This window comes from Achromobacter sp. GD03932 (assembly GCF_029839485.1).
Classification (GTDB): domain Bacteria; phylum Pseudomonadota; class Gammaproteobacteria; order Burkholderiales; family Burkholderiaceae_B; genus Achromobacter; species Achromobacter bronchisepticus_A.
In genome coordinates this window covers 1-13933 of sequence record NZ_JAOCAT010000008.1, presented here as the reverse complement: position 1 = coordinate 13933, position 13933 = coordinate 1, and the positions used below count along the sequence as shown (strand labels likewise).

Sequence of the window (13933 nt, the reverse complement as noted above, 5' to 3'; positions counted from 1 at the left end):
AAGATCAGCCCTTGAACAGGCTGTCCTGCATCCCGGCGTCGACCAGCCCCTGCAGCAGTTTCTTCACCGGCGCCGGCAGCGCCATCGACGGCAGTTCGTCCGCCGGCACCCAGCGTTCCGGCCTTGCGGACTCGCGCAGCCCTGTCGCGCGCACCGGCACCAGCCAGGGCCGGATGTGCAGGCGGTAGTGCGTGAAGGTGTGGGCGAAGGCCGCCAGCTCGAAGCGCTGTTCGGGCTCCAGGCCCAGCGCGCGGGAAGCGCTGTCGGGGTCTTGCGACACGTCGAATTCGGGCAGGCTCCACAGTCCGCCCCAGATGCCGGGCTCGGGCCGCTGCTGCAGCAGGAAGGCGCCTTGATGCCGCAGGACCAGCATACAGGTCTCGCGTTCGGGGATCGCCTTGCGCGCCTTGGGCGTGGGCAGTTCGGCCTGGCGGCCTTCGCGTTTGGCCACGCAGCTGTCCGCCACGGGGCAGGCCTCGCAGGCAGGCTTGCCGCGGGTGCATAGCGTGGCGCCCAGGTCCATCAGTCCCTGCGTGTAGGCGGCCATGTCCAGGCCGGGCGCGGCTTCGACCTGCGCATCTGCCAGCGCCCACAGCTTCTGTTCGATTTCACGCTTGGTCGGGTCCCCGGCGATGCCGAAGTGCCGCGTGAACACGCGCTTGACGTTGCCGTCCAGGATGGGCGAGCGCTCGCCGTAGGCGAACGCGGCGATGGCGGCGGCGGTGGAGCGGCCGATACCCGGCAGCGTGGCGATGGCTTGCGCCGTGGGCGGGAAACGTCCGCCCCAGTCGCGCGCGATTTCTTGCGCACAGCGGTGCAGGTTACGGGCGCGGGCGTAGTAGCCCAGTCCGGCCCAGTAGGGCATTACGTCTTCCTGCGCGGCCGCCGCCAGCGCGGCCACGTCCGGAAAGCGCTGCAGGAAGCGTTCGTAATAGGGGATGACCGTCGCCACCTGCGTCTGCTGCAGCATGATCTCGGAAAGCCAGATGCGGTAGGGATCCCGGGTGTTTTGCCAGGGGAGATCGTGGCGGCCGTGACGGCGCTGCCAGTCGACGATACGAGGGGCGAAGTCCATGGAGGCAATTATCGCATCGCCCTATTGCCCGGGGTGGGGCTAGCGGTTACAAACAATGGAAACAGAAGCGCGCCAGCGCCCGCAATTCACGTCCCTTGCTCGCCCGCGTGCGCTTCAAGAGGGTGTCGCGCGTCGCCGGCCGGGGTTCCTGGATCCCTTGGAGTCGACATGAACGCTCCTGCTTCGCCTGCCTTGCGTGCCGCGCTTGAATCCGTCCAGCTGGACGACAAGTACACCCTGGAATCCGGGCGCGCCTGGATGAGCGGCATCCATGCCCTGGTCCGCCTGCCCATGATGCAACGCGTGCGTGATGCGCGCGCCGGCCTGAATACGGCGGGCTTCGTGTCTGGTTATCGCGGTTCTCCGCTGGGCGGCGTGGACCAGAACATGTGGAAGGCGGCCAAGTACCTGAAGGCCCATCACGTCGAGTTCCAGCCCGGCATCAACGAAGACCTGGCCGCCACCGCGGTGTGGGGCTCGCAGCAGGTCAACCTGTTCCCGGGCGCCAAGTACGACGGCGTGTTCGGCATGTGGTACGGCAAGGGGCCCGGCGTGGACCGCTGCGGCGACGTCTTCAAGCACGCCAACGCCGCCGGCACCTCGCGCCATGGCGGCGTGCTGGTGGTGGCGGGCGACGACCACCCCGCCAAGTCCTCGACCCTGCCGCACCAGAGCGACCACATCCTCAAGGCCTGCATGATCCCTGCGCTGTTTCCGTCCAGCGTGCAGGAAGTGCTGGACTACGGCCTGCATGGCTGGGCGATGAGCCGCTACGCGGGCGTCTGGGTGGGCATGAAGTGCATCACCGATATCGTCGAAGTCTCGGCTTCCGTGGACGTGGATCCCCATCGCGTGGAGATACTGCTGCCGCAGGACTTCCTGCTGCCGGCCGACGGCCTGAACATCAGGCTGCCCGACACGCCGCTGCAGCAGGAGGCCCGCCTGCTGGACTACAAGCTCTATGCCGCGCTGGCCTATGCCCGCGCCAACAAGCTCAACCGCGAACTCTGGCATGTGCCGCAGCGCGATGCGCGCTTCGGCATCATGACCTCGGGCAAGGCATATCTGGACACGCGCCAGGCGCTGTCCGACCTGGGGCTGTCCGAGACCGTATGCCAGCGCATCGGCCTGCGGCTGTTCAAGGTCGGCATGGTCTGGCCGCTGGAGTCCACCGGCATGCAGCATTTCGCCGAAGGCCTGGACGAGATCCTGGTGGTCGAGGAAAAGCGCCAGGTGCTGGAGTACCAGCTGAAGGAAGAACTGTTCAGCTGGATCGGCAGCGGCAAGAAGATTCCGCGCGTGGTCGGCAAGTTCGACGACAAGGACGGCGGCGAATGGTCGGTGCCGCAAGGCAACTGGCTGCTGCCGGCGCATTATGAGTTCTCGCCCGCCATGGTTGCGCGCGCCATCGCCGCGCGCTTGTTGCGTTTCGAACTGCCCGAGGACGTGCGCGCCGGCATCGAGGCGCGCCTGGCTTTCATCAGCGGCCGCGAACAGGCGCTGGCGCGCCCGCGCGTGGTCGAAGAGCGCAAGCCCTGGTTCTGTTCGGGCTGTCCGCACAACACCTCGACCCGCCTGCCGGAAGGCTCGCGCGGGATGGCAGGCATAGGCTGCCACTACATGGTCCGCTGGATGGACCGCAGCACCGATGTCTTTACGCAGATGGGCGGCGAGGGCGTGCCCTGGGTGGGCCAGGCCCCGTTCACCGAGGAAAAACACGTGTTCGCCAACCTGGGCGACGGCACCTACTTCCATTCGGGCTTGCTGGCCATACGCGCGGCGGTGGCGGCCAAGGTGCCCATCACCTACAAGATCCTGTTCAACGACGCGGTGGCGATGACGGGCGGGCAACCGGTGGACGGACCCTTGAGCGTGCCCATGATCAGCAGCCAGGTGGCGGCCGAGGGCATCGAGAAAATCATCGTCGTCACCGACGATCCCGACAAGTACAAGCATGTCGAGGGGTTGGCGCCCGGCGTGCCGGTACGGCACCGCGACGAGCTCGACGCGGTCATGCGCGAATTGCGCGAGCATCCCGCGGTATCGGTGCTGATCTATGACCAGACCTGCGCCACCGAGAAGCGGCGCCGCCGCAAGCGCAATGCCTACCCGGACCCGGCCCGCCGCGTGCTCATCAACGAACGCGTGTGCGAAGGTTGCGGCGATTGTTCACAGAAATCGCACTGCCTGTCGGTGGAACCCCTGGACACCGAGTTCGGCCGCAAGCGCACGATCAACCAGTCCAGCTGCAACAAGGATTTCTCCTGTCTGAAGGGCTTTTGCCCCAGCTTCGTGACGGTGGAAGGCGGCAAGCTCAAGAAGCCGGGCGCGCTGGCGCAGGACGGCGCCATCGATGACGACGTGCCGCAGCCGGCAGCGCGCGAACTGCATCAGCCCTACGGCGTCTTCATCGCCGGCGTGGGCGGCACCGGCGTGGTCACCATAGGCCAGCTGCTGGGCATGGCCGCGCACCTGGAAGGCAAGGGCTGTTCGGTGCTGGACATGGCGGGCCTGGCGCAGAAGGGCGGCGCGGTGTACTCGCACGTGGTGCTGGCGCAGACGCCGGACCGCCTGCTGAATACGCGGGTCGCCATGGGCGAGGCCGACCTGCTGCTGGCAGGCGACCTGGTGGTGGCCACCAGCGCCGAATCCATGGCGCGGGTGAATCCCGACCGCACCCGCGTGCTGCTCAACAGCGACACCGCGCCGACCGCGTCCTTCGTCAGCAATCCGGACTGGACGCTGCCGGGCGCCAACCTGACCGCCGACCTGGCGTCCGCCTGCGGCAAGGAGCACCTGGCCACTGTCGATGCCGCCGCATTGGCCCTGGGCCTGCTGGGCGATGCGATCTACTCCAATCCGCTGATGATGGGCTACGCCTACCAGAAGGGCTGGATCCCGCTGTCGCAGCAGGCGCTCTTGCGCGCCATCGAACTGAACGGCCAGCAGGTGCCGAACAACCTCGCCGCCTTCGCCTGGGGCCGCCGCGCCGCGCATGACCTGGCGGACGTGAAGCGCCTGATCGCCAACGGCGGCGCGCCGTCGCGGCCGGAGGGCATCATCGAGCTCAAGCGTCCGCGCGCCGACAAGCCTGTGTTGGAACTGAAGAAGCCGACGGGCGAGCTGGAACGGGTGGTGGCGGTGCGCAAGGCGTTCCTGACCGACTACCAGAACCAGGCTTACGCCCTGCAATACACCGAACTGGTGGACAAGGTGGCGCGCGCCGAGCGCGAGGCCACGGGCACCAACCGGCTGGCGCTGGCGGTGGCGCGCTACTACTTCAAGCTGATGGCCTACAAGGACGAATACGAAGTCGCGCGGCTGTATTCGGACGGCGAGTTCCTCAAGCGGGTGCAAGCGCAGTTCGAAGGCGACTGGAAGCTGCGTTTCCACCTGGCGCCGCCGCTGTTCGCGCGGCGCGACAAGGACGGCCACCTGATCAAGCGCAGCTATGGCCCGGGGATGTTGCGCGTGTTCCGGGTGCTGGCGCGGATGCGCAGATTGCGCGGCACGAGACTGGACCCGTTTGGCTACACGGCCGAGCGCCGCGCCGAACGCGAACTGATCCGCGAGTACCGGGAGACGATCACGGCGATCCTGTCGAAGCTGAATCGCGGGAACCTGGACCGTGCAGTGGCGCTGGCGAGTTTGCCCGAGGACATCCGGGGGTATGGCCACGTGAAGGAGGCCGCGATGGAGAGCGTGGCTGCGCGCAGGGAGGCGTTGCTGAAGGACTTCAGTGCGACGGTGGTTTCCATTGGAGGAGCGCGGGTGGCCTGAGTCATTCCATCCCCGTCACTCCATCACCCGCCGCGTCTCGCGCGGCAGTTCCCCGAAACGTTCCCGGTAATACTCCGAGAACCGCCCCAGATGTCCGAACCCCACGCCCAGCGCCACTTCCGTGACGCTGGCGCCTGCCTGCGTGCGCAACCGGTTTCTGGCTTCGTCCAGCCGCAGCGCCCGCAGCGCGTTCATGGGCGTGGTGTTGCGGTGTTCCTGGAACAGGCGCGTCAGCGCGCTGGCGCTGGCGCCGGCATGGCGGGCAATGTCAGCCAGGGTCAGCGGGACGGCGAGGTGGTCGCGCATATAGGATTCCGCCGCGCTCAGGCGGCGCGGGACGGCGGGGGCGATGCCGGCATGCGCCTGCCAGCTGTTGGGCTGGTTGTAGAGCAGGTGCAGCACCAGCGTGTCTTCCAGGTGCTCCAGCCAGGCCGCGGGCGGGCGGGGAGCGCCGTCATCCAGGGTGGGCAGCAGGTGGATCAGGCTTTCGACCATGCTGCGCCAGACGGCGCCGACCGGGTTGTCCAGGCGCAGGGCGGGGCTGAAGTCCAGCGGCCGGGTGGCGGCCTCGCCGAAGGCGCGCAGCCCGATGGCTTCGAGCTTGCCGCGAGGGATCTTGAGCAGCAGCTGTTCGCAGCCGGCTTCCCAATGCAGTTTCAGCGGGCGGTTGGGGGCGATGACGGCGGCGCAATCGGGGTCGGCGTCGACGCGGTCGTTGCCGCATTCGATACAGGCGCGGCCGCTCAGGGGGACCTGGACCAGCATGAAGTCCTGCAGGCGGTCGGGTTCGATGTGGACTTCGGCGCCGTAGCGCAACGTACAGACCGTCAGCGAACCGAAGCGGCCCCGGTTCAGCTCGGCATCGACGCGGCCGCCTTTCCAGGTGAGACGGTGCTCTTTCAGGGCTTCGGAGACGAGGGTGCGCGTCTCGTCCTGCTGGGTAGAGCTGAAGACGCGCCGCTTGAACAGGGGCGCAAGCGTGAGTCGGGACCAGCCGTGCATGGATGCCTCCGGGACGGGAACGCTCCCGTGTCATTGGCGAGGGTACTTTAAACGTCAAGGACTTGGAATTAAGTGATTCCCGGATAAGGCTGACGGAATCCGGATAGAGCGGCTCTCTGGGGCAGCCTAATCTAGCCGGCAGGCCCTTCGCGTGTTGGTTGGAGGGCGCCGCCGCGGCGCGTAAGCTGGCGGCGTTGTTCGGCAGCATGCGTTAACCGACGGCAGACGGGTTCTGTCAACTTTCCGCCGGCCAGGCCGGGCGGGAAAAACGGGGTGGCTCATGAATCAAAAGCTATGGAGCCGGCGCGCGCTGGCTGCGCTGGTGTGCATGACGGCGGCGGCGAGCGCCGTGGCGGCGGACAAGGTCAAGGTCGGCTTGCTGACCACGTTGTCGGGGCCGGGCGCGGCGCTGGGCAACGAGATCCGCGATGGCTTCAATCTGGCGCTGCAGCATACCGGCGGCAAGCTGGGCGGACTGCCGGCCGAAGTGGTGGTGGCGGACGACCAGCAGAAGGCGGACACCGGCCGCCAGGCGGTGGAGCGGCTGTTGAAGCGCGACCGCGTGAACGTCATGACGGGCATTGTGTTCTCGAACGTGCTGCTGCCGGTGATGCCGGCCATCCTGCAATCGGGGACCATCTACCTCAGCACCAATACGGGCCCCGAGAACTATGCGGGCGCGGGCTGTAATCCGAATTTCTTCGCGGTGGCTTGGCAGAACGAGGACATCCCGGCCGCGATGGGCAAATACGCCACCGACCAGGGCTACAAGAGCGTGGCGCTGATCGCGCCGGACTATCCGGGCGGGCGCGAATCGCTCAACGGCTTCAAGCGCCTGTACAAGGGCGGCCTGTCCGAAGAGATCTACACCCAGCTCGGGCAGCTGGACTATGGCGTGGAGATCACGCGCCTGCGCGCCAGCAAGCCGGACGCGGTGTTCTTCTTCCTGCCCGGCGGCATGGGCGTGAACTTCATCAAGCAGTTCAACGGCGCCGGCCTGTCCAAGGAGATCGCGCTGCTGGCGCCGGGCTTTTCGGGCGACGAGGACACCATCGCGGCGGTGGGCGCGCCCATCGAGGGCATGCGCAATACCTCGCAGTGGGCATCGGACCTGGACAACCCGGCCAACCGCAAGTTCGTCGAGGATTTCCGGAAGACCTACAACCGCAGCCCCACGCTGTATGCCTCGCAGGGCTATGACGCGGCCATGCTGCTGGATAGCGCGGTGCGCCAGACCGGCGGCAAGCTGGAGGCGGATGCGCTGCGTCCGGCGCTGAGGCGCGCGGATTTCAAGTCGGTGCGCGGCGATTTCAAATTCAACCGCAACCAGTATCCGGTGCAGAACTATTACCTGCGCATCGTCGAGGCGGGGGCGGGGGGCAAGTTGTCCAATAAGCTGTCGGGCACGGTGCTGACCCAGTACCAGGACCCTTTCGCCGCAGCCTGCCAGATGAAGTAGGGCGGACATCCGCAACAAGGAGATACGTATGACCCAGAACATCACGACGCGCGAAGTGACGGTGGCCTCGCATGACGGCAAGTCCTTCGGCGCCTATCTGGCCGTGCCGGCGTCCGGGCACGGCCCGGGCCTGGTGCTGTGCCAGGAGATCTTCGGCGTGAACGACTTCATGCGCCGCGCGGCGCAGCTGCTGGCCGAGGAAGGTTATGTGGTGCTGGTGCCGGACCTGTTCTGGCGTCAGCAGCCGGGCATCCAGCTGACCGACGGCCCGGCCGACATGCCGCGCGCCTTCGAGCTCTACCAGAAATTCGACGTGGAGCTGGGCCTGAAGGACATCGCTTCCACCATCGCCGCGCTGCGCGGGCTGTCCGAGCAGCAGGGCGGAGTTGGCGTGCTGGGCTATTGCCTGGGCGGAAAATTGGCCTACCTGGCCGCCTGCCGCACCGACGTGGATGTGGCCATCGGCTACTACGGCGTGGGTATCGAGAACAGCCTGGACGAAGCGTCGCAACTGCGCGGCCGCCTGGTGCTGCACATCGCCGAGCAGGACGGCTTCTGTCCGCCCGAGGCGCGCCAGCGCATCCTGGAGGCGCTGGGCAACAAGCCCGGGGTGCAGATCTACGTCTATCCGGGCATGGACCATGCGTTCGCACGCACGGGCGGCGACCATTACGACAAGCCGTCGGCGCTGATGGCACACCAGCGCAGCATGGCGGCCTTGCAGCGCGCCATCGGGCCCGAATTCGACTATTCCTACCTTTGGGACAAGCATTGCGAGTACGAATTCGGCACGCGCGACGTGGCGGCCACGATGGCCACCATGGTGGCCGAACCCTACGTGAACCACATCCCCACCATGACCGGCGGCGTGGGCCACAAGGAACTGAGCCGCTTCTACCAGCACCACTTCGTCAACAGCAATCCGCCGGACACGCGCCTGGTGCCGCTGTCGCGCACGGTGGGCGCCACGCAGATCGTGGACGAGCTGCTGTTCTGCTTCACGCACACCACCGAGATCGACTGGCTGTTGCCGGGCGTGAAGCCCACTGGCAAGTATGTGGAGATTCCGCTGATCGCCATCGTCAAGTTCCGCGGCGACAAGCTTTATCACGAGCACATCTATTGGGACCAGGCCAGCGTGCTGGTGCAGGTGGGCCTGCTGGACCCCAAGGGCCTGCCCGTGGCCGGCCGCGAGACCGCCGCCAAGCTGCTGGACGAGACCCTGCCGTCGAACACGTTGATGGCGCGCTGGAAAGAAAGCGAGAACAAGTAGGAGCCGGACATGTCATACACCGAAGAGCAATTGGCCGCGATGGTGCGCGGCGACAGCGTGCACCGCGGCGTCTACACCGACCCCGCCATCTTCGACCTGGAGATGCAGCGGATCTATGGCCGCGCCTGGATCTACGTGGGGCATGAAAGCCAGGTGCCCAAGACGGGCGATTACCACACCACGCGCCTGGGCGACCAGGACGTGTTGATGGTGCGCGCCACCGACGGCCGCGTGCACGTGCTGTACAACCGCTGCCCGCACAAGGGCGCCAAGGTGGTGGCCGACGGCGAGGGCTGTGTCGGCAAGTTCTTCCGCTGCCCTTACCACGCCTGGACCTTCAAGCTGGACGGCAGCCATCTGGGCGTGCCGTTGAAGCAGGGGCTGGAGGGTACGGCCTACGATCCCGCCGATCCGTCCTTCTCGATGCGCCGGGTGGCGCGCGTGGAAAGCTATCGCGGCTTCGTGTTCGCCAGCCAGGCCAAGGACGGCCCGGCGCTGGAAGACTTCCTGGGCGGCGTGCGCTCGTCGATCGACAACCTCTGCGACCGTTCGCCGGTGGGCGAGGTGGAAGTGGCCGGCGGCATCTTCCGCGTCATGCAGCGTTCGAACTGGAAGGTGTTCTACGAGAATCTGCACGACACCATGCATGCCCGCGTCACGCATGAATCGTCATATGCCGCGGCCCGCGACGAGGCCAAGGAAATGGGCGAGATGCCGCTGGAGCTGCACATCATGGACGGCAACGGCGAACCCTACGAATTCTGGGAAAAGCTGGAGCTGCGCGCCTATCCCAACGGCCACGGCTACATGGAAGGCATCTTCAATCCGGGCGCGGCCGAACGCGACCCGGTGTCGCGCGCGCATTTCGAAACCCTGACCGCCGCCTACGGCGAGACGCGCGCGCGCGAGATCCTGGGCATGAACCGCCACAACACGGTGATCTACGGCAGCGGCTCGCCCCACACGGTGTTCCAGCAGTTCCGCGTGATCCGCCCCATCGCCGTGGACCGCACCATGATCGAGATCCAGACCTTCCGCTGCAAGGGCGCGCCGGACGGGGTGTTCAAGCGCGCCATGCTGTACGCCAACGTCATCAACTCGCCTTCGTCCAACGTCATGCCGGACGACATCGAACTCTACAACCGCTGCCAGGAAGGCAATGCCACACGCGGCGGCGAATGGGTCAGCATGCACCGCTACCACGGCAGCGACCGCAGCGATAGCGAAGGCCTGGTGTCGGTCAACGGCACCAGCGAACTGCCCATGCGCAACCAGTTCGACGCCTGGAAGACCTATATGGAAGCCGGCCCCGCTGCCACGGAAGCCGCCGCCACCGGAGACCGCTCATGCTGCTAGACCTTGATTTCGACGTGAGCACGGAAGGCCTGTCGCCGGCCGAGGTGCCGGCCGACGCCTACCACCGCATCGCGCAGTTCCTGTATCGCGAGGCTCGTCTGCTGGACGAGCGCCGCTACGACGACTGGCAGGCGCTGTGGACCGCCGACGGCATGTACTGGATGCCGCGCGTGCCGGGCCAGCAAAGTCCGTATGACCACATCTCGCTGTTCTGGGAAGACCGCATGCTGCGCGACGTGCGCATCCGCCGGCTGGAGCATCCGCGCAACTGGTCGCAGCAGCCGCCCACGCGCAGCGCGCGGCTGGTGGGCGCGGTGGAGATCGAGGGCGTGGACGCGGGCGGCAACCTGGTGGTGCATTCCACCTTCCAGATGACCGAATGGCGCAAGCGCCAGCCGCGTCAGCTGGCGGGCCGCTATACCCACAAGCTGGCCGCCGAGGGCGATAGCTGGCGCATCCGCATGAAGCGGGTGGATCTGGTCAATTGCGACGACGTGCACGACGTGTTCGAGGTGTTCGTGTGACCACGACCGATGCCGCGGTGCTGGCGCTGCACTTCCAGAACGACGTGCTGCACCCCGAGGGCAAGATCCGTGTCGGCCTGGATGCGGACAGCGGGGCGCGCCAGCGCCTGCTGGACAATGCGGCGGCCCTGCTGGCGGGCGCGCGGGCGCATGACCTGCCCATCGTGCACGTGCGCATCGCGTTCCGGCCGGACTACGCCGACCTGATGGCCAATTGCCCCATCTTCCGCAACGTGGCCGCCATCGGCGCGGTGCCGGAGGGGCAGTGGGGCAGCGCCTTTTACGAGGGGCTGCAGCCGCTGGCGGGCAGCGCGCGCGAGTTCGTGGTCAAGCACACCCGCATCAGCGCCTTCTACGGCACGCCGCTGGAAGAGACGCTGCGGCTCTTGGGCGCGCGCCGGCTGGTGGTGGCGGGCGTCGCCACGCATTCGGTGGTGGAGGGCACGGTGCGCCATGCGGCCGACATCGGTTTCGAAGTCATGGTGGCGCAGGACGCCTGCGCGTCCGCCGACCCGGCGGTCCATGACGCGTCGCTGGCCAGCATGCGCCTGATTGCGCAAACCGGGCCGGTGGCGGAAGCTGTGCGCTGGGCCGCCGCGCCTCATTGATCAAGGATTCATCATGGACTTCACAGGCTTTCCCGGGCTGGCCGGCAAGACCGCCATCGTCACCGGCAGCACCCAGGGATTGGGCGCGGACATCGCGCGCGGCCTGGCCGCGGCCGGCGTCAACGTGGTGCTGGTCGGGCGCAATGCCGAGGCCGGCCGCAAGCTCGAAAATGAGCTGGACGGCCGCGCGCTGTACTGCGAAACCGACATCGGGCAGGACGACCAGATACAGCGCTGCATCGACGCCGCCGTGGCGCGCTTCGGGCGGTTGGATATCCTGGTCAACAACGCCTGCCAGTACGCGGACCGGGGCCTGGTCTCGTCGCGCGCGGAATGGCACAGCACGCTGGACACCAATCTGGTGTCGGCGGCCATCTTCACGCAAATGGCTGCGCCGCTGCTGCCGCGCGGCGGCGTGGTGGTGAACATGGGCAGCACGGGCGGCAAGTTCGGCGCGGCAGGGCGCGCGCTTTATCCGGCGTCCAAGGCGGCGCTGCTGCAGATCACCAAGAACTTCGCGGTGGAACTGGCGCCGGCTGGCGTACGCGTGCTGGCGGTGTCGCCCGCCTGGACCTGGTCGCCGTCGGTGGAACAGTTGTCGGGCGGTTCGCGTCCGGCGGCGGACGCGGTGGGAGCGCATTTCCATCCGCTGGGGCGGGTCGGCTCGGGCGAGGAGATCGCCGCGGCCGTGTGCTTCGCTTGCTCCGACGCGGCTTCGTGGATGACGGGGGTGGACATACCCGTGGACGGCGGCTTTTCCATCCTGGGGCCGGACCGCGGCATTTCGCCGCGCGCCTGGTTCAAGGAGCTGGCGCCCTGAAGGCGCCAGCGGGCGGCGTCAGCGGATGACGATCTGCCCTTCTTCGACGGCGGCCTTGCCGCCGATCTGATCTTCCAGGAATTCCTGCACCTTGTTGCCCACCTGAATCGTCGCGCCGCCGCAGAAGCGGCGCGCGGCCTGGATGGTGGCGCTGGCCAGGGGCTGCAGGTCCAGCACCAGCTGGGCCTCCTCCGCGTCCAGCGCCAGCAGGTCCTGGCTGAGCTTGACGTGGGTGTTGCGGGCGCGGTCGGCGACGTCGCCCGGGGCGCGCTGAGGATTGGCCTTCAGGAACATCAGCAGTTGTTCCAGCTTGGATTTTTCCTCGTGCATCTTCTGGCGCTTGCGCGCCAATGCCGAGCGCTTGATGTCGGCGTGCGGATCCAGGCCGGCCTGCACCAGCGTCGGGATACCCGAGGGCGAGCCGATGGTGCCGGCGCGCACCGCCTGCATGGCGCGGGTCTGGCCGCCGGTGATGGCGCTTTGCTGGGTGTTGGGCGGGCCGACGTTGACGCTGCCGCCGGCCGCGATGCTGCTCTGGCGGACTTCGCGCTCCACGTCTACGTCCTTGCCTGCACTGATGACCGCGTTCTCGATGAACTTGGCGCGCAGCGCGCCGCCACAGACGACGCGCGCGGTGCGTGCGGCGGCGGTGGCGTCTTGCAGGGCTTCGGCCAGGCCGATGACGCCGCCCTTGACCGTCACGTTGCCGCCGGCCTCGACCAGCGCGGCTTCCATGGTGCCGTTGACCATCACGTCGCCCGTCACGTGGACTTCCATGGTGGCGGCGATGTCGCCGCGCACCAGCAGCGAGCCTTCGAAATGGATATTGCCGGTACTCAGGTTGACGGCGTCGACCTCGACCAGGGGATTGACCTGCACGCCGTGGCTGACCAGGGTGGGCGTGCCGGCGATGGTGGCCCGCAGCAGCAGCGGATCTTCCGGGTCGACGACGGCGCCGGACAGGTCGCTGGCGAACGGCGTGTCAGGCAGCTCGTCGGGCAGGATCGGTTCGCCCAGCACGGTGCTGCCATCGACGCCGGGCAGGGGCGGCGTGCGCCGCATCAGCGGCATGCCGGGCGTGACCAGCAACAGGCTGCCCAGGTCGCGGTAGTCCACCTGGGCCAGTTCGTCGATGTCCTGGCCGCGGGGCTTGAGACGGTCCAGCAGGCTTTCGAAGCGCGTCGGGGTGCCGCGGGTGGGCGGCGTGCCGCGGGCGATCTGCGTGGTTTCGCGGCGGCCTTGCGTGACGGTGTCGATCAGCTCCTGTTCGAGGATGCCGTGGACGATGCCGCGCTCGGCCAGCACCTGGCGCACGGCTTCCAGCGTGACGGGCTTGCCCCCCTTGGGCGGGAGCAGGGTCAGCAGGGCGGACATGCGCTCGGCGTCCAGTTCCAGTTCCAGCGAACCGTCGACGACCTGGCCAACCGGGGCCCGCACGGGTTCGTTGGCGTGGCGGCACAGGTCGATGAAGGTCAGGACGGCCTGGCTGTCCAGCGCTTCGGCGCCCCAGCCCTGAGCGACGGCCACCGTCGCCAGCGTGTCCCAGCTGGGCAGGTCGGCATTGGCTTGGGGGCCTGGTTCGTCGTCGTCCGCGACCGCGACGCTGGCCTCGGCCTCGAGGGCGGCCGCCCCGTCCGTCTCTGCTGGCGAGGGGGACGCCAGCGCGGAATCCGCTGCATCGGGACGTGCGGGCGGCGTGTAGACCGCCGTCAGGACGTTGGTCGTGGCGTCCAGCGTCAGCTGGAGCGTGTTTTCTGCGTCCATCTTGCCTCTCCAGCCTGGTGTTTCTGTCAGGTGAAATTATTTAGTAATTATAGGAAATATTAAGTCATATTCTAGCGTAAGCGCCATGGGCTACTGGAAAGTAGGCAGGGAAAATTCCACCGCATGCCCTAGTTCTGCCCCTGTTTGCTCCTGGGACGGCGACCGTTCGGCCAGGACTAGGGCGTCGGTACTAGCGACAAATGGGCGTTGCCGCAGCAGCATAGGAGCTCGATTACACGTCTTCGGACGCCGCCGGAGCCCACCCATGCACC

10 protein-coding genes are annotated in these 13933 nt (G+C 67.4%); 7 read left to right on the top strand and 3 right to left on the bottom strand.

Annotation, left to right across the window (positions count from 1 at the left end; genetic code table 11):
• Positions 1–4: 4 nt before the first annotated feature.
• A complete protein-coding gene (mutY, locus tag N5C88_RS09380) occupies positions 5–1075 on the bottom strand; it encodes an A/G-specific adenine glycosylase (protein WP_280015227.1) in 1071 nt (356 codons plus the stop codon).
• 168 nt (positions 1076–1243) lie between these two features.
• Here mutY and N5C88_RS09375 point away from each other — a divergent pair, with 168 nt between their 5' ends.
• Positions 1244–4855 (top strand): indolepyruvate ferredoxin oxidoreductase family protein, encoded by a 3612-nt coding sequence (locus N5C88_RS09375; protein WP_280015226.1) that lies wholly within the window; start codon positions 1244–1246, stop codon positions 4853–4855.
• Between the two features lie 15 nt (positions 4856–4870).
• On the opposite strand, the gene N5C88_RS09370 is transcribed toward N5C88_RS09375, so the two are convergent.
• Positions 4871–5857: an AraC family transcriptional regulator gene (locus N5C88_RS09370; RefSeq protein WP_059377562.1), complete on the bottom strand. Its 987-nt coding sequence runs from the start codon at positions 5855–5857 to the stop codon at positions 4871–4873.
• Between the two features lie 280 nt (positions 5858–6137).
• Here N5C88_RS09370 and N5C88_RS09365 point away from each other — a divergent pair, with 280 nt between their 5' ends.
• Genes N5C88_RS09365 through N5C88_RS09340 form a run of 6 tightly spaced genes read left to right on the top strand, consistent with a single transcriptional unit; the run spans position 6138 to position 11897 of the window.
• Complete coding sequence (locus N5C88_RS09365; protein WP_059377565.1) at positions 6138–7316, top strand: ABC transporter substrate-binding protein; 1179 nt, start codon at positions 6138–6140, stop codon at positions 7314–7316.
• Between the two features lie 28 nt (positions 7317–7344).
• Complete coding sequence (locus tag N5C88_RS09360; protein ID WP_059377568.1) at positions 7345–8589, top strand: dienelactone hydrolase family protein; 1245 nt, start codon at positions 7345–7347, stop codon at positions 8587–8589.
• A 9-nt stretch (positions 8590–8598) separates the two neighbouring features.
• On the top strand, positions 8599–9945 hold the full coding sequence (locus N5C88_RS09355) for an aromatic ring-hydroxylating dioxygenase subunit alpha (protein ID WP_059377569.1): 1347 nt from the start codon (positions 8599–8601) through the stop codon (positions 9943–9945).
• Positions 9936–10469 carry an aromatic-ring-hydroxylating dioxygenase subunit beta gene (locus N5C88_RS09350; protein WP_059377571.1) on the top strand — a complete coding sequence of 178 codons (534 nt, stop codon included), beginning with the start codon at positions 9936–9938 and terminating at the stop codon, positions 10467–10469. The genes N5C88_RS09355 and N5C88_RS09350 overlap by 10 nt, the downstream gene beginning before the upstream one ends.
• A complete protein-coding gene (locus tag N5C88_RS09345; RefSeq protein WP_059377573.1) occupies positions 10466–11077 on the top strand; it encodes a cysteine hydrolase in 612 nt (203 codons plus the stop codon). The genes N5C88_RS09350 and N5C88_RS09345 overlap by 4 nt, the downstream gene beginning before the upstream one ends.
• Before the next feature lie 13 nt (positions 11078–11090).
• Positions 11091–11897, top strand: a complete 807-nt coding sequence (locus N5C88_RS09340) for an SDR family oxidoreductase (protein ID WP_280015225.1) — start codon at positions 11091–11093, stop codon at positions 11895–11897.
• 18 nt (positions 11898–11915) lie between these two features.
• Here the strand turns inward: N5C88_RS09340 and N5C88_RS09335 are convergent, their stop codons facing one another.
• Positions 11916–13661 (bottom strand): FapA family protein, encoded by a 1746-nt coding sequence (locus N5C88_RS09335; RefSeq protein WP_280015224.1) that lies wholly within the window; start codon positions 13659–13661, stop codon positions 11916–11918.
• Positions 13662–13933 lie beyond the last annotated feature (272 nt).

Coding starts and splice junctions, on each gene's coding strand:
- mutY (WP_280015227.1), bottom strand. CDS start 1,075: ATGGACTTCGCCCCTCGTATCGTCGACTGGCAGCGCCGTCACGGCCGC.
- N5C88_RS09375 (WP_280015226.1), top strand. CDS start 1,244: ATGAACGCTCCTGCTTCGCCTGCCTTGCGTGCCGCGCTTGAATCCGTC.
- N5C88_RS09370 (WP_059377562.1), bottom strand. CDS start 5,857: ATGCACGGCTGGTCCCGACTCACGCTTGCGCCCCTGTTCAAGCGGCGC.
- N5C88_RS09365 (WP_059377565.1), top strand. CDS start 6,138: ATGAATCAAAAGCTATGGAGCCGGCGCGCGCTGGCTGCGCTGGTGTGC.
- N5C88_RS09360 (WP_059377568.1), top strand. CDS start 7,345: ATGACCCAGAACATCACGACGCGCGAAGTGACGGTGGCCTCGCATGAC.
- N5C88_RS09355 (WP_059377569.1), top strand. CDS start 8,599: ATGTCATACACCGAAGAGCAATTGGCCGCGATGGTGCGCGGCGACAGC.
- N5C88_RS09350 (WP_059377571.1), top strand. CDS start 9,936: ATGCTGCTAGACCTTGATTTCGACGTGAGCACGGAAGGCCTGTCGCCG.
- N5C88_RS09340 (WP_280015225.1), top strand. CDS start 11,091: ATGGACTTCACAGGCTTTCCCGGGCTGGCCGGCAAGACCGCCATCGTC.
- N5C88_RS09335 (WP_280015224.1), bottom strand. CDS start 13,661: ATGGACGCAGAAAACACGCTCCAGCTGACGCTGGACGCCACGACCAAC.